Annotated in this window: 20 protein-coding genes, 1 tRNA gene and 1 pseudogene; 8 read left to right on the plus strand and 14 right to left on the minus strand. The window is 65.0% G+C overall.

Annotation, left to right across the window (positions count from 1 at the left end; all coding sequences use genetic code 11):
* Positions 1–14 precede the first annotated feature (14 nt).
* The 3 genes from A5785_RS17675 (at position 15) to A5785_RS17685 (ending at position 2,528) form a co-directional block, all read left to right on the plus strand.
* On the plus strand, positions 15–824 hold the full coding sequence (locus A5785_RS17675; RefSeq protein WP_231895172.1) for an AzlC family ABC transporter permease: 810 nt from the start codon (positions 15–17) through the stop codon (positions 822–824).
* Entirely contained in the window at positions 821–1,144 is a 324-nt protein-coding gene (locus A5785_RS17680) for an AzlD domain-containing protein (RefSeq protein ID WP_064864745.1), read from the plus strand. The genes A5785_RS17675 and A5785_RS17680 overlap by 4 nt, the downstream gene beginning before the upstream one ends.
* Positions 1,145–1,322: 178 nt before the next feature.
* A complete protein-coding gene (locus A5785_RS17685) occupies positions 1,323–2,528 on the plus strand; it encodes an arylsulfotransferase family protein (RefSeq protein WP_064864742.1) in 1,206 nt (401 codons plus the stop codon).
* 45 nt (positions 2,529–2,573) lie between these two features.
* On the opposite strand, the gene A5785_RS17690 is transcribed toward A5785_RS17685, so the two are convergent.
* A complete protein-coding gene (locus A5785_RS17690) occupies positions 2,574–3,128 on the minus strand; it encodes a hypothetical protein (protein WP_064864768.1) in 555 nt (184 codons plus the stop codon).
* 61 nt (positions 3,129–3,189) lie between these two features.
* Positions 3,190–3,906, minus strand: coding sequence for an SDR family oxidoreductase (locus A5785_RS17695; RefSeq protein WP_064864740.1), 717 nt, complete (start codon positions 3,904–3,906; stop codon positions 3,190–3,192).
* A gap of 86 nt (positions 3,907–3,992) precedes the next feature.
* On the opposite strand from A5785_RS17695, the gene A5785_RS17700 reads away from it, so the two are divergent.
* Positions 3,993–4,571, plus strand: a complete 579-nt coding sequence (locus A5785_RS17700; RefSeq protein ID WP_064864738.1) for a TetR/AcrR family transcriptional regulator — start codon at positions 3,993–3,995, stop codon at positions 4,569–4,571.
* Between the two features lie 48 nt (positions 4,572–4,619).
* Here the strand turns inward: A5785_RS17700 and A5785_RS17705 are convergent, their stop codons facing one another.
* Both A5785_RS17705 and A5785_RS23545 read right to left on the minus strand, forming a co-directional pair.
* Positions 4,620–5,009 carry a hypothetical protein gene (locus A5785_RS17705; protein WP_064864736.1) on the minus strand — a complete coding sequence of 130 codons (390 nt, stop codon included), beginning with the start codon at positions 5,007–5,009 and terminating at the stop codon, positions 4,620–4,622.
* Positions 5,010–5,437: 428 nt separating this feature from the next.
* Entirely contained in the window at positions 5,438–5,887 is a 450-nt protein-coding gene (locus tag A5785_RS23545) for a hypothetical protein (RefSeq protein ID WP_064864734.1), read from the minus strand.
* Between the two features lie 384 nt (positions 5,888–6,271).
* Here A5785_RS23545 and A5785_RS17715 point away from each other — a divergent pair, with 384 nt between their 5' ends.
* Positions 6,272–7,000 (plus strand): hypothetical protein, encoded by a 729-nt coding sequence (locus A5785_RS17715; protein WP_156528108.1) that lies wholly within the window; start codon positions 6,272–6,274, stop codon positions 6,998–7,000.
* Between the two features lie 532 nt (positions 7,001–7,532).
* On the opposite strand, the gene A5785_RS23925 is transcribed toward A5785_RS17715, so the two are convergent.
* Both A5785_RS23925 and A5785_RS23550 read right to left on the minus strand, forming a co-directional pair.
* Complete coding sequence (locus A5785_RS23925; RefSeq protein ID WP_269447019.1) at positions 7,533–7,661, minus strand: hypothetical protein; 129 nt, start codon at positions 7,659–7,661, stop codon at positions 7,533–7,535.
* 98 nt (positions 7,662–7,759) lie between these two features.
* On the minus strand, positions 7,760–8,578 hold the full coding sequence (locus A5785_RS23550) for a hypothetical protein (RefSeq protein ID WP_197500837.1): 819 nt from the start codon (positions 8,576–8,578) through the stop codon (positions 7,760–7,762).
* 129 nt (positions 8,579–8,707) lie between these two features.
* On the opposite strand from A5785_RS23550, the pseudogene A5785_RS23790 reads away from it, so the two are divergent.
* Positions 8,708–8,854 (plus strand): annotated as a pseudogene (locus tag A5785_RS23790) (tyrosine-type recombinase/integrase); the annotation flags it as partial.
* A gap of 157 nt (positions 8,855–9,011) precedes the next feature.
* Here the strand turns inward: A5785_RS23790 and A5785_RS17725 are convergent.
* Positions 9,012–9,084: transfer RNA gene (locus A5785_RS17725), tRNA-Ala, on the minus strand.
* 119 nt (positions 9,085–9,203) lie between these two features.
* Here A5785_RS17725 and A5785_RS17730 point away from each other — a divergent pair.
* Entirely contained in the window at positions 9,204–9,986 is a 783-nt protein-coding gene (locus A5785_RS17730; protein ID WP_049697930.1) for a hypothetical protein, read from the plus strand.
* On the opposite strand, the gene sepX is transcribed toward A5785_RS17730, so the two are convergent.
* The 5 genes from sepX to A5785_RS17755 form a co-directional block, all read right to left on the minus strand.
* A complete protein-coding gene (sepX, locus tag A5785_RS17735; protein WP_049697929.1) occupies positions 9,943–11,328 on the minus strand; it encodes a divisome protein SepX/GlpR in 1,386 nt (461 codons plus the stop codon). The genes A5785_RS17730 and sepX overlap by 44 nt on opposite strands.
* Positions 11,329–11,488: 160 nt before the next feature.
* A complete protein-coding gene (locus tag A5785_RS17740) occupies positions 11,489–12,160 on the minus strand; it encodes an SIMPL domain-containing protein (RefSeq protein WP_049697928.1) in 672 nt (223 codons plus the stop codon).
* Between the two features lie 48 nt (positions 12,161–12,208).
* The gene (locus tag A5785_RS17745; RefSeq protein WP_049697927.1) at positions 12,209–12,871 is read right to left on the minus strand and encodes a GNAT family N-acetyltransferase; all 663 of its coding nucleotides are present in this window, start codon (positions 12,869–12,871) and stop codon (positions 12,209–12,211) included.
* A gap of 87 nt (positions 12,872–12,958) precedes the next feature.
* Positions 12,959–14,272, minus strand: a complete 1,314-nt coding sequence (glp, locus tag A5785_RS17750; RefSeq protein WP_049697926.1) for a molybdotransferase-like divisome protein Glp — start codon at positions 14,270–14,272, stop codon at positions 12,959–12,961.
* A gap of 126 nt (positions 14,273–14,398) precedes the next feature.
* The gene (locus tag A5785_RS17755; protein WP_049697925.1) at positions 14,399–15,355 is read right to left on the minus strand and encodes a UTP--glucose-1-phosphate uridylyltransferase; all 957 of its coding nucleotides are present in this window, start codon (positions 15,353–15,355) and stop codon (positions 14,399–14,401) included.
* Positions 15,356–15,527: 172 nt separating this feature from the next.
* On the opposite strand from A5785_RS17755, the gene A5785_RS17760 reads away from it, so the two are divergent.
* Positions 15,528–16,106, plus strand: coding sequence for a 5-formyltetrahydrofolate cyclo-ligase (locus A5785_RS17760; protein ID WP_049698099.1), 579 nt, complete (start codon positions 15,528–15,530; stop codon positions 16,104–16,106).
* Between the two features lie 49 nt (positions 16,107–16,155).
* On the opposite strand, the gene A5785_RS23085 is transcribed toward A5785_RS17760, so the two are convergent.
* Positions 16,156–16,500 carry an FmdB family zinc ribbon protein gene (locus A5785_RS23085; RefSeq protein WP_082933545.1) on the minus strand — a complete coding sequence of 115 codons (345 nt, stop codon included), beginning with the start codon at positions 16,498–16,500 and terminating at the stop codon, positions 16,156–16,158.
* A 107-nt stretch (positions 16,501–16,607) separates the two neighbouring features.
* Positions 16,608–16,920: Na+/H+ antiporter NhaA (locus A5785_RS17770; protein ID WP_197500838.1), on the minus strand; the 313-nt coding region annotated here is incomplete at its 5' end.

Here is a 16,920-nt window from a genome sequence, read left to right on the forward strand (position 1 = left end):
TCATCATAGTGGTCATGCGTTCGTCATGGGAAACACTCGGCTACGACACGCTGCGCAGCGTCGCAGTGATGGCTATGTCGGTGTTCGTCATCGGATGCTCTTACGGCGTCGCGGGTCACAGCGCAGGGTTGAGTTGGTGGCAGATCCTGACCATCGCCTGCGTGGTGATGGCCGGTTCGAGCGAATTCGTCTTCGTCGGCATTCTCGCCACCGGCGGACTTCCTATCGTCGGCGCGCTCGCCGGCCTGCTAGTCAACACCCGCAACCTCGGCTACGGCTTGTCCGTCGGGCCGTACCTCGGGTCGGGCATGCGCCGACTCGTCGGAGCACACATGGTGAACGACGAGACGGCCGCCCTGACCGCCGCCGCACCCGACGCCGAGCGCGCACGCGCAGCGTTCCTGTGGTGCGGCATCGGCGTACTCGTCTCGTGGCCGGCGGGATCAGCCGTGGGTTCCGCTGCGGGGCAGATCATCTCGAGCCCCGAGACACTTGGACTCGACGCCGCGTTCCCCGCACTACTGGCCGCACTGGCGATTTCGGCACTGCGCGCACAACGTTCCGAGCGCGGCAAGCTCGGCGCGTCGCTGGCCCTGGGCGCCGTGATCGCCGTTGCCACAACGCCTTACGTCCCCGCGGGCGTCCCGGTCCTGCTCGCCCTTACCGGGCTCCTTGCCGGCGTGCCGCTCCCCCGCCGCGGCGCCGACCGCGCGCACCGTACTGCCGACCGTGCGCTCCATCCAGCCGACAGTGCGCTTCCTCATGCCGACCGTGCGTCTCGTTACGCCGAAAGTGCGCTCCAGACCGCCGAGCGTGCGTCGTGACGCACGGCACGCAACTGTTCATCGGCGTCGCGGTGCTGGCCGCGGGTACCTATGCCCTGCGGTTGGCCGGTCCCCTGCTGCGCTCGCGAATTACCGTGTCGGACAAAGTGCGCGCGCTGATCGACCGCGCCGCGCTGGTTCTGTTGGTCGCGGTCGCCGCGACCGGCGCTCTCTACGCCGGGCAGGACCTGTCCGGATGGGCGCGGCCGGCGGGAGTTGCCGCCGGGGTGGTGGCCGCACTGCTCAAGGCACCGCTGATCGTGGTGATCTTGCTGGCGGCAGGTGTTGCCGCCGGCCTCCGCGCGGCCGGCGTCGGGTGAGTTTGCTCCTACACCGGGTACGCGGCATGTACGTTATGCGCGCTTGACCCAAATCCCTTCTCCGCGAACCGGACACGACGGCACCGGGGTTTCGAATCACCGGGCGCGAGAGCTTGTCATCGGCACACGAACGCCCGAAGATCTTTGAGTACGCATCGATCTACCGAGGGACCCTCACATGCGCAAGTGCTCGACGCCGCGTCTTCTGGCCATACTGACCGCAGCCATTCTTGGACTGGGTTCGGCCGTCACGTGTGCCGCAACTGCGCAAGCGGCTCCCCGCCTTCCGACCAACCCGATCGGCACCCCGACCTACACGGTGAACGTCAACAAGCCCGGCGGACCCCCGGGATACATCTTCTACACAACGGGTTGGGCCGCAGCGGTACCGCTGCCCGTCGTTCCACGCGGACTCGGCAACACAGATCAATCAGCCGTCATCGTCGACAAGTCCGGGCGGGTCGTGTGGCGATACACCGTCGCCCAAGGCGGCAGCATCTCGAACTTCCGCACGCAGACTTATCAGGGACGCAAGGTGCTCACCTGGTGGGAAGGCTCCGGTCAAGGTGGTCACGGCGCGGGAGTCGACGTCATCGCCGACACCCGTGGGCACATCATCAAGAGGATCACCCCTGCGGGACTCGGCTCCGATGTCCACGAATTCCGGCTCACACCTGACGGTCGGGCACTGATCACGTCATACCACCAGGTCAGCGCCGACCTCACGTCCGTCGGCGGCCCCAAGCGCGGGACCCTCCTCGATTGCGTCGCCTCGATCGTCGACGTCGCCAGCGGCCGGACGCTGACCGAATGGTCTGCACTACAACATATTCCGCTCACGGCGTCGGCCGCCCGATACACCGGCCTCGGCGGCGCAGCCACCTTCGACCCGTTCCACATGAACTCGATAGTGCTCGACCCGGTCGGGAACCTGCTGATCTCGTTCCGAAACCTGAACGCCGCCTACAACATCGACGCTCGTACCGGTCAGATCCTCTGGAGCGTCGGCGGAAAGCACTCGAGCTTGCGCATGGGGCCAGGAACAGACTTCTTCGGCCAACACGACGTCGAGTACGCCGATCCCCATACGATTCGCTTGTTCGACAACAACATCAACGTTGCCACCCAACTCGGCGACTCCAGCATCAAGTGGATTCGACTCGACCCCACTCGACGCACCGCGACTCTCGTTCGGCGCCAAGCACATCCCGCAGGCCTGGCCACCGCAGCCACCGGCAACGCCCAGGCAGTGGCCGACGGATACACCTTCGGCAGCTGGGGTACCGCCCCGCACATCTCGGAGTTCTCACCGTCGGGCGAAATGACCTACGACGCAACGCTTCCGGTCGGCACCTATCGCGCCTACCTCGACACGTGGCCGTGACCGCACGCGATTCGGCATTGAACGACACAAGATAGCGCCCACCACTCAGCCGAGCGCCATTCGTAGATCCCACAGTGGCGCATGGGGTTCCATCTGCCACTGGCGTACGGCGTTGAGGCGGATGATCCGCGTGGTGCCCAGAATCAGCAGCGCGGCGAGGGGTAGTTCGGCGAGGAATGCGGTGAGTAGCGAGACCCACCGGTCGTCGGGGGCCGCGGTCATGATGTCGAACCAGGCGTCGCAGATGAGCAGGATTCCGGTGGTGAATCCCGCGAGGACCAGCAGTTGGCGACGCAAGAACGCCAGCACCGCGGTCGCGGTCATCATGGTGACGAGCAGAACGTCGAAGCCAATCCAGGTGACCGACCAGTTGTGGGCGACGTAGTCGACCGGCAGGGTCAGCCCGAGAAAGACGATCCACGGGATGAGCGCAGTCGCGCCGATCGCCATCACACCGATCCGCACGCGCCGAATCCTGCTGCGCACAACCGGACTCGGCGCTATGCCGTCGAGCGGGCGGGACAGTCGGGCAATCAGATCCCGACGCTGCTCCGCAGTCAGAGCTGCGATCTCGGCGTCGGACAGGATGTCATGACTCATGACGATCACCTCTCGGAGCGGGACGATTCCGTATTACCCGCTCGGGAGCCTCATCTGCCAACTACGCACCCGTTGCGCCGAAGAGTTGCTCGTAGCGTTGCTTCGGCTCGAGCGGGAGTCCGGACTTCACAAGCTTTGCCCAGTCGTCCGCCAATACTTCCTGCTCGCCCGACTCGACGGCGTCGAGCCCGGCATTCGCCAGCTCGGCGGGTGAGAGCTTGGGTGCGTCCATGCCCTGCGACATGTCGGTGTCGACCAAACCCATGTGGACGGCCGTGACCTGCGTGCCCTGCGCGGCCAACTCCAGCCGGGTGCTGTCGGTGAGCATCCACGCCGCTGCTTTCGACGCGGCATACGCGCCGGCGCCCGGTGCGGTGAACCACGACAACGCAGACACGACGTTGAGGATTGCTCCCCCACCATTCGATTCGAGGATCGGCGCGAAAGCACGGGTCAGAAGCAGCGGCCCGTAGAAGTTGGTGTCCATCTCACGACGGATTGCCGCCTCATCCCCGGACACCAGCGGGGTTCCCGTGGAGATGCCCGCATTGTTGATCAGCAGATCGACGTCGGTCGCCACCGCAGCAGCCGCGGCGATGTCGTCGGGATTGGTGACATCGAGCGAGATCGCCTCGACGCCATCCGCGTGGATGGTGCTGGCGTCGCGAGCCGCCGCGTAGATCTTCGACGCCCCGCGGCGCTTGAGTTGTTCGACGAACGCCGCTCCGATTCCCCTGTTTGCGCCGGTGACGAGCACAACCGCACCCTCGATGTTCATGATGATTCCATTCTGTATCGATCGCTAGCTTATTGACTCAGTCACCGTAACACATTCTGTAACGGTCGCTATGTTATTGTCGGACCGTGGCAGGCCGACCTCGGAGTTTCGATCGCGACGCCGCCCTGCTGGCGGCCGTCGAAGAGTTCTGGCGTTCGGGATACGACGGCTCCTCGATCGCGCGCCTCACTGCCGCCATGGGCATCACGGCACCGAGCCTGTACGCGGCCTTCGGCGACAAACAGCACCTGTTCGACGAGGCGTCGGCGCTCTACTTCGACCGCGCGATCGCAGCAGTCGACGACGCAACCGCGCTGCCGACCGTCGAGCAGGCGGTCGCCCGAGTTCTCGACGACACCGCGCACGCCCACACCGGCCCCACGACGCCACCCGGCTGCCTGATGCTGACCGAACCGCGCCTGAGTGCGCAGCGGGAGACCTTGCGGGCGCGCCTACAGGCCCGACTCGACCAGGGCGTACGAGACGGAGATCTCGCCGCCACAGTCAACAGCGATCAGTTCGCAGAGTTCCTCGTTGCCGTTCTTCGTGGAATGTCGGGATGCGCGCGCGACGGCGGCTCGACGCAGGACCTCCTGAACATCGCCGACACCGCGATGACGGCGCTGCGGGCGGTGAGCGCAGGGGCGCAGGCTAAGCACTCCTGAATGCCGAGATGGCATCCGCTCCAAGTACTTACGTCAAGCTTCACCGCGTCACTGGCATGTCGGGCTGGTCGCAGCCCATTCGGCGAGGTTGGGGTCGTTACACATCGCTTCGTCGGTGTCCCCGACAGGCGCGTCGGTGTCGATCAGTCCGTCGCCGTCCTTATCCCATTCAGGAGGGAGATCGTTCCCAGTTGCGGCTGGTGCTTCGGTCTCCGGGACGATGGTCTCCGGGACGATTTCGGGGGCGGCAGTGTCGGGTGGCGGCGCTACGTCGGTGGTGGTCGTGGTCGTGGTCGCAACAGGCGTACTCGGGGCCGCGGAGATGCTCGGCGTCGACGATGACGACGATGTGACGGTCTTATCCTCCGCCGGGGTGGCGCACGCGGCGACCGCAAACATGAGGGTCGCGGCGGAGAGGACGGCTGGCAGGCGTTTCATGACCTCGGAGGATACTTGCCCGCGGTATCGCAACCACGTGCTTCGCGCCATATCGGGTGCGAGCCTTGAGATTCAAAACCCACTGTTGCCTCGACCCTTTTGGTGGTCGACAGCACGACCTGCACACCCCAAAGCCGCTGTGCCGCAAGGTCAACCGGGCTGGCAGCGAGTAGGGAACTCGCCGGAGCCGTTGGTCTGCGCGAGTTCGACCTTCGCCCAGTCCTCGGGTCGCAACACCACCGCGTTCGGGACGTGTCCCCGCAGTTCGAGCTTGGTGATGCCGTTGCGAACCCGTGGTCAGAATGTCGGTTGCGAACGCCTCGCCTCGCCTCGGTGAGCACGCCCGAAGTCGACAGGATGCCGTGCAGGTGTGCGTCGGCGGTTCCGTCACCATTCAGGACCTCGTTTTCGAGTTCCTGGTACAGGCCTTAGGTCAACTCGTTCGCGAGGAACCGCGAAACGGTCAAGACGTCCTGCAACAGGTACTTGTCCACCGGGTCCGACAGGTGCGCGATAACCGCCTTCTCGCCGTCGACTCCGCCGTCCTTGACCGCCTTCTTCGCGAGCCGGTTGGCCATCGACTTGGCGGCGCGACGCGAGAAGAAGTCGGACTGATCGCCGAGCGCGGAATCGTCGCCCTGCGAGCCGTCCGTCATTTCGATCCCGCCACTGGGGCGGACCTCGGCGAACTTCGCCGCAAGCTGTGCGTCCTTGCGGGCGGCGTCGATCTTGCGATCCAGTTCGCCGATCTGGTCCTCGACCGACTTGAGGTGTGCGCGGTCGTCGGCGCTGAGTGCCTGGTCGGCCGACTTACGGGCGTCGATCAGACTCTTGGCCGAGCGCAGCAGCTCTGCGCGTTGGTTCAGCCACTTGTCCATGAGAGATTCCTTCGTTGAATGCGCGGGGACACCGCGCGATGAGATGCCCGCAGAGCAGGCGGTTCAACGGGCGTCGTGAAAGGTCACGGACCACGAAGGCCGGTGTCGCATTCAACTCCGGTGCACGGAACCACACGACGGGCCGAAACTTGGGCGCTGGCGTGACCGCTGCGTGGGGCGCTACACCCCCAGGAAACCAGGTCGCGGGGAGACACCGGAAGATTACTGCGTTCGGGTGACGGCACCGGAGTGTCTGACGCCGCGGCTACTATCCATCACATGACGACGTGGCAACCTCTGTCCCAGCGAACGGAAGGGCTTCAGCCGGACGGCCCTTACGAGGGAGTTCCCAACCATTTGGTCGCTCCGCTCGCAAGGTGGTACGTGGACGCAAGCAAAGACCGCGACGGGCGATGGGTCAACGGACTGCAGAATAAGATGGCGAACTTGCTGCGCGTCGCCGTTAGTGAAAGCTGGCATAACGGGGACGTGTCGACCCACTTGCTATATGTCGTTAAGAAGGATCGCGACAAATTCTTGGATCTTGTCGACTGCAGGTTGCATCTTGGCGGTTACACACGATCTTTCATACTGCAGGAGGCTCTGACGTCAGGGGGCTCGGTGTGGAAGGTGAACGAAGACAGCACAGGGCTTGAGCGGCGCGCGAGCGAGGAGCTGAGTGAGACTGTCCAGGCCGCGACGTCTCCGAGTGACGAGGCAAGCAACCAACTGCGTGAGGCGTGGTCGAACGCTTATGGGCGTAGCGGTGACCCGTCCGACGCTTGGGACCACGCGATCAAAGCCGTTGAGGCGCTGTTGTGTCCGGTCGTAGTGCCAAATAAGGCGAAACCGACGCTCGGCGATGTTCTCGGCACGTTGCGTGGCAACAACGGCAATAAGTGGCGCGGGAGTCTTCCCGGCAAAGATAAGGATCACCCGGTCACACCTGTCGTCGGTGCGCTGGAACTGTTGTGGCCAAACCCCGATCGACACGGCGAGCCAAACCCGCGCCCACCGAGCGCGGAAGAAGCGCGATCAGTCGTCGCCTTGGCCGCAGCGTTGATCCAGGCACACCGCGAGACGCCGATTGTCTTTAAAAAGTCCGCAGAATGAAGTTATCCGAAAGGGAAAGAAGTTCCCATGACTTACTCCGACCTTAACTCCGCAAGCAATCACCTTCGAACTTCGCTACGAATCCTGGCGAATTATCAAGGAGCGATTGAGGACCTAAATCACCTGAATGGATACCTGAACGATTACCTTGGGAGTAAGATCAGCTCCGCTGCGGAACGACTCGATCCATCCAGCAGCTCTTACGATCCCACTGAGGCTCGGTATGTGCTGCTGTTCATACCAGATACCTCGGAAGTGGTCGATCTTCTAGCGAAATCGTTCGTAAACCGGAATATCGCAGCACAGTGGGTTCGCGCCGCAAACGAAGCAGCGTGGTTCATCTGGATAGCGTCTGGTCAAACTTCCGCCCCCGTCTGAGCCGGAGGGAGGGACCCCGTACCTTGCGGATGGGTTCTCGACTCAATGACTGTCACAGCGCTGACCTCCCCCGTTCCGGAGTACCCGTCCGACCGTCTCGCTTGGCTTCCGTCAAACTGACAGACCCTGGCGGGCAGCGGGAGGCCATCCGCACTCACGCGGTTGCCCCGCGAACCTTCTGCGGCCGCGGCAGGGTTGCCGTCGCCACGGCGTAACGGTCGCGCTGCTGCAGCTCCATGAGTCGAGCAAGCGCTGCGCGGGTGTGGGGTGAAGGCTCGGTCATAGTCCACCGCGTCGTCGCCTGAACGGGCGTGCAGCAGTTCGTCGGTGAGCCGGTACAGCACACCCCTATGGTGTCCCCGTACGCGTGGTAGATCCCCGCTACCGGGTCGCCACCAGCCCCACCTTCTCGTCGGGCTTCTGGGCGGTCCCGGTCAGCACTAGCCGCCAGGACCCGTGCATCGCCGGTTCCTCGTTCGCGATCCCTGCCTCGACCAGCACGTCGGCGACGTCGGCACGCTTGTTCAGCGCGCGCCGCAGCTCCTGCCGCTTCATCACGCCGGTTCGCAGCAGCTCCCGTCGCCCCGCTGTCACGGCCCGTTCGATTCGTTCGTCTTCCTTGGTCAGGTTGTCTTCCTTTTCTGGTGTCCTCTGCTTCCTGACCGGCCCTGTCCGACTGTCCTGTCCGTCCGCCCCAAGGGGTGCGGACAGGACGGACAGTCTGCCGGGAGTGGGGCTGTCCGCTGTCCGGGACAGCTGTCCGGACAGTCTGGACAGTTCGTCACGGTTCCTCGATCTCCTTCTTGACTGTGCGAACGAGATCGGCGAGCACGTCGTTGCCCAGCGAGACCCCGTTCTCCTTCGCCCACTTGCGCGCGGTCTCGCGTCCGGGACTCTGCCGGTCTCGGTGTGCTGCTGGTGCGGCCACGTCGCCATGGTGTCGGCGTGCTGTTGGCGGGCAGTGGCGCGGTCTTCCATCGGTGCGACCGACGTGTGCGGGCTGTCGGTGGGCACCGCGACGAGTGTCCGCAGCTGGCGCGGGTCACTCACGTTCGGCATCCAGTCGGCCGGGATTTCGACCGGCACCATGTCGAACGACTTCGGCCCCGGAATCTCGGCGTCCTTGTGCTTGTCCACCATGACGGTCGCGCCGAGCGATTTGCCGGTGGCGTCCATCGACAGACCGGTCCGTTCGAGCACCAGGTCCGACCAGACTGCACCCGGCCACGCGGCACGACTGCACCCGGCCACGCAGTCGTGCCGCGCTGCGAGAAGGCAATCGAGCGCCTATGCAAGCTCGACAAGGAGGGTCGAGCGACGACGAGTTTCCCGCAGGTCTCGCCGCACGATCTGCGGCACAGGGCCGCGTCACTAGCGATTTCGGCGGGTGCGAACGTGAAGGCGGTGCAGACCATGCTCGGGCACGCGTCGGCCGCGATGACCCTGGACACCTACGCCGATCTGTTCCCGGACGACCAGTCGTCGCCGACGCGCTGGACCGCCAGCGGGCACAGGCGCTGGAAGCATGTGCCCTCGCTGTGCCTTCCGGCTCCTGACGCCGATACGATGACGCCGATACGACGAAACCCCCTCGCTCCTGCTCCATCGCAGGCGAGAGGGGGTCTCGTGGTAGTGGAGCTAGGGAGAATCGAACTCCCGACCTACTCGATGCGAACGAGTCGCGCTACCAACTGCGCCATAGCCCCGGGTGACCACTGCGTGATCAGCCGTAGGTCACTCTAGCAGCCATCTCGCGCGTGATCACAAACGCCTCGTCGTCGTGGCGACAAGCCGGACGTCGACGCCGCTCCGATACTCTCGGCACGTGGCCACAATGTCCGATAAAGAGCTCGCAACCGCCCTCGACCGCGCGGTCGCCATCATCAACCCGATCCTCGACGCACTCGCGTCGTCGGATCCGCTGGGGATCAAGGCAAGCACATTCGACGACGACTCCGAGGATCGTTCTCGCCTCGACAAGCTCCGACACGTCGTCGCCCACGGGTTCGACGTGGCCGATTGGCCGGGCACGCATGGCTGGTCGGAGCTGTCGATCAAAGAGCGCGGCAAGTGGTGGGTCAATCGCATCGGCGCGCTCAACACGATTGCCGTCTCCTACCCCGGCGTCTTCGGCGCATGGGCCAAAGCTCTGCCGCTCACCAGCGCGCTCGGCTACGCCAATCAGGCCATCGTGCTCGTCGCCATCGCACGCGAGTACGGGGTCACCGATCGCAATGATCAAGTGCGACTGCTTGCTTCGGTACTCAGCGATCGAGAACTGAGTTCCGACGCCGCGTCGAACACCGATCCTTTCGACGACACGTCGTCAGGAAAGAAGCGTCGCGGATGGTCGGTGATCGGTGGGCTCTGGGAGGTGGCTCAGATCCTGCGCAAGGTCAACGACGAACTCGATCGTCGACCCGGCCCGCCCAAGCTCCTCGGAATGCTCGGCTACATACCGGTTGTCGGTGCTCCGGTGACGTATGTCGGTGAGCGCGTTGCGCTTTGCCACGCTGTCACGGACGCAAGCAAGTGGATCAAAAACCACCCGGAGGCAATCACCGTCAGCCAGCAGCAGCCCGACGGAAGTCCTCGTCCTCACGCATGACACGACGCCGCTGGAACGGCGGGATGTGATCGAAAATCGGGTCCTCGTCGTCGATTTCGACGACGACGGCTCCGCCGGGCCTGCGCATCTGAGGCGCGGGCTCGACCACCGGGACGAACTGCGGCGCAGCCATCTCGCGACGTCGACGCTCCTCGTCCTGCCGACGCTGCCGCGCCACACGGGCTGCCCGCTGCGCGCGTAGCCGCTGCTCGTTGCGGACCGCACTACGCAGGTATGCCAGGTAGGCAAAGAGCATCACGACGGTGATCCCGGTAGCGATCCAACCGATGAGCCCCAGGAACGCTCCGAGCGCGATCGAGATGACCACAAACGTCAGCAGCGCGATGGCCACACGCTGACGCTCGCGGTAGCGAATCTTCCTGTCCCGCTCGTCAAATGACGTACCCGAACGTCGTGCATCGCGGGTGCGTCCGCGGTCGACGACGGTCGCGGGCTCGGCTTGTGCTGCGGCGGAACGCTTGTCGCGCGGCACCGGGTTTTCATAGCCGTCGACCTCGTCGAGGTAGTCGTCTTCTGCGTCTACGTCGTCTACGTCGTACTCATCCTCGACGTCGTACTCGTCGTCCTCGTACTCGTCTTCAACGTCGTAGTCGTCGTCCGAGCTGTCGTCTTCTACGGCGTAATCGTCCTCGTACTCGTCGTCCTCGTACTCATCGTCGAGGTTGTCGTCGTATTCGAGATCGTCGTACTCGGCTTCGTCCTCGACGTCCTCGACGTCCGAATCATCCTCAAGCTCAGCATCTTCAGCCTCAGCGCCCTCAGCCTCGTCATCCTCGACCTCGGCGTCGACGACGTCCGAAGCGTCCGCGGAGTCGTCGACCTCGTCAGCCTCAGTCTCGTCAGTATCGACGAGTTCGCCTGTGAGCGTGACGTTGTCGTCACCCGACTCGACGTCGTCGGCGTCGAGGTCATCAGCGTCGAGATCCGCCTCGACGTCCGGATCAGCCTTGGGCGCCTGCACCTTCGCCCCAGTTGCACGCTTGGTGCTGGTCGCCTTCTGCGACGTCGGAGCGTCGTCGGTGTCCGCGCCGGACTCGGTCGACACCTCTTCGTCGGACTCGGTCTTGTCGAGAAGCGATGTCGCGGCGCTACTCGCCGAACGTGACGAGCGGCGCGACGTCCACGACGGGTCGTGCGGGTGTGCGCCCGCCGAGCGTCGAGCAGTCGACGTGCGGGTCTTGGTGCCGCCGCGGTGAAGGAGGCGCGTCATGCGCGCGGCTTCGGTCGACTTGCGCATCTGAGGTCGGCCCTTGATGACCATGGGAACGAGGACGAAGAGCCACACCACGACGAGGCAGACCCACAGCACGGAGTTCGGCATTCGACCTCTCCCTTCAATCACTCTGGTTACACCGGACCACCCAATAATCTAGGTGCGACCATTGCGCGAACTGCGCAGACGCGCCGAGCCCCCGCCAGATTGGAGTGATTCATATGGCTTTCTCAGCGACTCGCGCGGTGCCCGGGTTCGCAACCGGCCGCTAGCTCGCGACGAAGCGCGCGTCCACCGAGACCGCGATGTCGATGTCCTCGGGCCGCAACTCCAACGTCGGTGCGTCAGCGGGCGCGCCCGCGAATGTCACCCGAGCCATCCGTTCGGGTCCACTCGACAGCATGTCCGGGTCGGCGAGCTGCACAGCCCGCACCTCGCCCCGACCCACCGCGTCGGCGTAGGCCTGCGCCTTCGCCACCGCGTCGTCGACCGCGCGACGTCGAAGTTCCCTCTCGTGCTCGGCTCGCCCCTCACGCGTGACATCCCAACGCACGCCAGCGACGTCGACCCCCTCGACCGTCGCCCACTCGTCGATGAACGAATTGAGTTCGTCGAAGTCGACGAACTCGGTGGTCACGCGAATCTTCGTGACGTACAGCAGTTCTCGTGGCTTACCCTTCGCATCGACCGGTCGATACGACCAGACGCGCACCGACTCGCTGTGCCACGTCGACACCGCTCCCCGCGCTTCAAGTGAGTTCAGCGACTCGACGATTCGCCCCTGCACCCCGATCGCGTCGGTGTATACAGTTTCGCGGTTCGAGCCAGAGAAGTCGATGCTGAGCGAGAGCAGCGCGCGCTCGGGCGGGTAACTGTCGCGCGCGTGTCCGCGCACCACGATCTCGAGCAACTCCGATGCGCTATGCGATGACTCAGCCATACGGCAACCCTACGCAGAAGGACAGGTCGCCCAGACAAACAACCAGAACTAGCCCTGCAAGAAGTTCGCCCGGCCCGATCGCACCAGTCGCTCGACGGCCCCTTCGGGAACCTCCTCGGCAGTCAGGGCGAACAGGTTGTGGTCGCGCCAACGCTTGTTGACGTCCATATAGCGTTCGAGGAGACCTTCATGCCGGAATCCGAGTTTGGTCAGCACCGCCTGCGACGCCCCGTTCGACGGCTGAACCGTGGCCTCGAGGCGATGTAACCCCACCGGACCGAAGCAATGGTCGACGCCCAAAGCGACTGCGGCAGTGGCGATTCCCTGACCGAAGTGCGCCTGGTCGATCCAGTACCCGATCCATGCGGTCCGCACGGCCCCACGTTGGATGTTCCCGACGGTGAGCTGGCCGACGTATGCGCCGTCGAGTTCGATGACGAACGGCAGGATGGTGCCGCGCTTCGCCTCGGATTTGAGGATCGCGTACAGCGGCGGCCACGACGCCGGCTGATGCCGGTCGGCCCAACTGCCGACGCCGGTCGGCTCCCACGGCAGCAGCGAGTTCTGGTTGCGGATGCGAAGGTCGCTCCAACTCTTGGCATCACGAACCCGCACCGGACGCACGGTCACCGCTCCACCACGAGAAAGCAATGGTCCCAACGTCGCCGGCCACCCGGGACTGGCCGGAACACCGCTCAACCATCTGAACACGCCAGTGAGTCTATTCGGTGAACGTCGTGGTGTGACCGGCTCGCGCACACGCGCCAATCGAACAGAATCGACGCAACCCGAACGCACTCATCCGCGCTGAGCGAGGAACGCGACCTCGACCTCGTCGCCCGTGCCCAACTCCTCAACGTCGGGCTCGACGATGATCAGGCAGTTCGCGTCGGCGAGCTCTGCCAGCAGATGCGACGATCCGGTCGGCGACGCCCCGAGCACCTGCACCAGGTACTCCCCCGACTTCTCGTCGCGCATCAACTGGCCACGCAGATATCCCTTGCGGCCCGCGACGGACACGATCGGCCCGATCGTCCGTGCGGTGATCACCCGTCGCATCGGCTGCCGCTTGCCCAGCGCGATCCGGATCAACGGTCGCACCATGACCTCGAAGGTCACGAGCGCGCTCACCGGATTGGCCGGCAACAGGAACGTCGGCACCTCGTCGCGGCCGAGTCGGCCGAAGCCCTGCACCGAGCCCGGATGCATCGCGACCCGAGCGATCTCGAGGTCGCCGAGGTCGGCCAGTGCGTCGGCGATCGCCCGCGACGCCGTTCCACCCACCGCTCCGCAGATCACGACGATCTCGGATCGAATGAGTTGCGCCTCAACCACTTCACGCAGCCGCGACGACTCGCGCTCGGCGAGTCCGACCCTGTTCACGTCCGCACCAGCATCACGTGCGGCGGCGGCGAGCGAGTAGCTGTTCACGTCGTAGATCTGGCCGGGCCCAGGAGTGCGGTCGATGTCGACGAGTTCGCTGCCCACCGAGATCACCGAGAGCCGCGGTTTGGGATGAACCAGCACACGCGACTGACCGACCGCGGCGAGCAACCCGACCTGCGCCGGGCCGATGATCGATCCGGCACGAACCGCGACATCGCCGGGCTGTACGTCGTCGCCGACTCGTCGAACGTAATCACCACTGTCGACGCCGTGCCCGACTTTGACCTTCTGATCGCCGCCGTCGGTCCAGCGGAGGGGCACCACGGCGTCGGCGAGCGTCGGCATCGGGGCGCCCGTCTCGACACGTACCGCCTGCCGCGGCTGAAGCCTGGTCGGGGTACGCGCACCCGGCGCAACCTCGCCGACCACGGGAAGAGACACGATCATCGGCTCACCGGGCTCGAGATCGACCAATTCGGCACCGCCGGCGTCGAATTCCTCGAACTCGTCGGGATCGCTCGGTGCCGACGCTCCGGCGAGCGCAACGTCGACTGCCCGCACGGCGTAGCCGTCGATCGCGGCCTGGTCGAAACCGGGCATTGGTCGCTCGGTGACGACCTCCTCGGCGCACATCAAACCCTGCGCCTCGGAAATTGCCACCCGTACCGGCCGCGGAGCCACCGCCGCAGCGGTCACCAGCGTCAGATGATCTTCGACGGACCGCATCTCACCTCATCGCCTCGCCGGACACACGTCAGGCAATGACGTTAGTGGCCGTGCCCGCGTCTGCGACGCAGGCGCGCTGAGGCAACGTCGAGTCGGACTGCGAAGTCGAGTCGAACGCGCAGCCGTTCAGTCCACCGACAGTCGGCCCACGAGCCATTCGCGCAGGTCGGGTCCGTAGTCGTCGCGGTCGAGAGCGAAATCGACAGCCGCTTTCAGGTAGCCACCGGGGTTGCCCAGGTCGTGTCGGGTGCCCTTGTGTACGACGACGTGCACCGGTTCGCCCTCTTCGATCAGTAGCGCGATGGCATCGGTGAGCTGCAACTCGCCGCCTGCACCCGGCTTGATGCGGCGCAGAGCGTCGAAGATCTTGCGGTCGAGGATGTAGCGTCCGGCGGCCGCGAGATTCGACGGGGCGTCTTTCGGCTCCGGCTTCTCGACCATGCCTTTGAGCTTCATCACATTGGGGTTGTTGGCGTCGGGCAACGTCTCGACATCGAAGACGCCGTAGGCGCTGATCCGGTCTTCCGGCACCTCGATCGCGCACAGCACCGAACCACCGCGACGCTGACGCGTGCGGGCCATCACCTCGAGAACGCCGCCCGGCAGGACGAGATCGTCGGGAAGCAGTACCGCGATGGCGTCTTCGTCGTCGTCGAGATACGGCTCGACGCACCCGACCGCATGCCCGAGCCCGAGGGGCTTCTCCTGGATGACCGACGCGACCTCCAGCAACGACGGTGCCTTGCGCACCTTGGCAAGCATCGCGGCCTTGCCCCGTGTGGCCAGCGTGTTCTCGAGGACAAGGTCTTCGACGAAGTGCGCGACGACTCCGTCTTTGCCCGGCGACGTGATGATCAGGAGACGCTCAGCGCCTGCCGACTTCGCCTCTTCTGCCACGAGCTCGATGCCGGGTGTGTCGACGACGGGCAGCAGCTCTTTGGGGACGGTCTTGGTCGCGGGCAGGAATCTCGTTCCCAAGCCTGCCGCGGGCACGACCGCGGTTCGCGGGATAGGCGGGGTGTTCGGTACAGACGAGTACTCGCTGAATTCGTCGGTGCTCGCCTTGCTCACGCTGGACGTCATACCGACACCCTAATGTCGGAGTCTGACGGCGTCCTTGTGAAGAGTTGCGGATCACCCGACTGACGGACGCGAGCGTGCGTTATACGTCACTTTCGAGCGCTACAGTGCGAGTGCGGATCGGGACGAGTGTATGTCGGGGCGAGTGCAGGTACGCAGAAAGGCGGAGGTCGCGGTGCCCACCCTCAAGAATCAGTTGCGCGAGGAGATAGCGGCAAAGCGACGAGACATGTCGCCGTTCGCGCGCGAACAAGCCGCGGGCGACCTCGCCGATTGGATCTACGCCGCGCCGTTCCGACTCGAATACGACGTCACCGTCGCCGCCTACGTCCCGGTCGGGACCGAGCCGGGATCACCGGCGATGCTCGATGCCCTCATCGATCGTGGGGTGAGCGTCTTGGTCCCGATCGTCCCCGACGGCGACCCCGCCCCCCTGGACTGGGTCCGCTACGACGGCGCGACCACCCTGCAACCCGGACGCTGGGGACTGCTCGAGCCGTCGGGCGAACGACTCGGCGTCGACGCCGTACACGCGGCGTCGGTGGTGCTTGTGCCCGCTCTCGCGGTCGACAAGACGGGTGTTCGTCTGGGCCGCGGCGCGGGCTACTACGACCGAACACTCATCGGAAGCTCTGCTGAGCTCGTCGCCGTCGTCTACGACGACGAGGTCGTCGACGCACTGCCGTCGGGCAATTACGACGTCCCGGTCGGGTGGGCTCTCACGCCCGCCGGGGGATTTCGGAAACTCAGCTAGGGTCCGAGCCTGGAATCAGCGGCGCCCAGCAATCACGAGGACGCAGCAATCACGAAGACGCAGCGGCGCTGCTCTTCGACTCGCTCTTCGACGACGTACTCGAACTGCTGCTACTCGACGACGAACTGTCCGACGACGAGCTGCTCGACGAACTCTCCGACGACGAACCGCCGTCGGACTTGCTGCTCGACGACGCCGTTTCGGAGCTCGACGAGCCCGAGCGGGAGTCGGTGCGATAGAAGCCGCTGCCCTTGAACACGATGCCGACCGAGTTGAAGAGCTTGCGCAGACGCCCTGAGCACTGCGGGCATTCGGTCAACGAGTCATCGGAGAACGACTGAACAATGTCGAACTTGTTGTCGCACTCCGTGCACGCATACGAGTAAGTGGGCACCGGTACCTCCGAAGACTTGAGTGATTCGCCACTGATTCTAACCAACTCTGGCACTCCTACATTCCGAGTGCCAAACCGGACGCCTCCCCGTTCCGCGACGGGTCCGCTCAACCGCCGATGACGTCGAGATCGGAGTCGACGACGCCGTCGCGATTCATGTCCGGATCGCGTGCTTTGCGCGCATTCCAGCGCAGCAGGACTGCGGCGGCGCACGCCGCGATCACCGATCCGGCGAGTATTGCCCCTTTCGCCGGCGCGGCGTGCTGGCCCTCTTCGAAGGAGAGCTCGGCGATCAGCAGCGCGACCGTGAAGCCGATCCCGGTGAGCATCCCCACCGGGATGAGGTCGCGCATACCGATCGCATCGGGAAGCCGTAGCGGCGTGAACCGGGTCATGAGCGCGGTGGCTCCGAGTACACCG

The organism is Gordonia sp. 852002-50395_SCH5434458 (genome assembly GCF_001665905.1).
GTDB lineage: Bacteria > Actinomycetota > Actinomycetes > Mycobacteriales > Mycobacteriaceae > Gordonia > Gordonia jacobaea.

Excerpts from the sequence above, each read along its gene's own strand:
- A5785_RS17675 (WP_231895172.1), top strand. The coding sequence starts at position 15 with ATGCGTTCGTCATGGGAAACACTCGGCTACGACACGCTGCGCAGCGTC.
- A5785_RS17705 (WP_064864736.1), bottom strand. The coding sequence starts at position 5,009 with ATGAAACGCCTGCCAGCCGTCCTCTCCGCCGCGACCCTCATGTTTGCG.
- sepX (WP_049697929.1), bottom strand. The coding sequence starts at position 11,328 with ATGCCGAACTCCGTGCTGTGGGTCTGCCTCGTCGTGGTGTGGCTCTTC.
- A5785_RS17690 (WP_064864768.1), bottom strand. The coding sequence starts at position 3,128 with ATGAGTCATGACATCCTGTCCGACGCCGAGATCGCAGCTCTGACTGCG.
- glp (WP_049697926.1), bottom strand. The coding sequence starts at position 14,272 with ATGCGGTCCGTCGAAGATCATCTGACGCTGGTGACCGCTGCGGCGGTG.
- A5785_RS23925 (WP_269447019.1), bottom strand. The coding sequence starts at position 7,661 with ATGACCGAGCCTTCACCCCACACCCGCGCAGCGCTTGCTCGACTCATG.
- A5785_RS17740 (WP_049697928.1), bottom strand. The coding sequence starts at position 12,160 with ATGGCTGAGTCATCGCATAGCGCATCGGAGTTGCTCGAGATCGTGGTG.
- A5785_RS17755 (WP_049697925.1), bottom strand. The coding sequence starts at position 15,355 with ATGACGTCCAGCGTGAGCAAGGCGAGCACCGACGAATTCAGCGAGTAC.
- A5785_RS17695 (WP_064864740.1), bottom strand. The coding sequence starts at position 3,906 with ATGAACATCGAGGGTGCGGTTGTGCTCGTCACCGGCGCAAACAGGGGA.
- A5785_RS17685 (WP_064864742.1), top strand. The coding sequence starts at position 1,323 with ATGCGCAAGTGCTCGACGCCGCGTCTTCTGGCCATACTGACCGCAGCC.
- A5785_RS23545 (WP_064864734.1), bottom strand. The coding sequence starts at position 5,887 with ATGGACAAGTGGCTGAACCAACGCGCAGAGCTGCTGCGCTCGGCCAAG.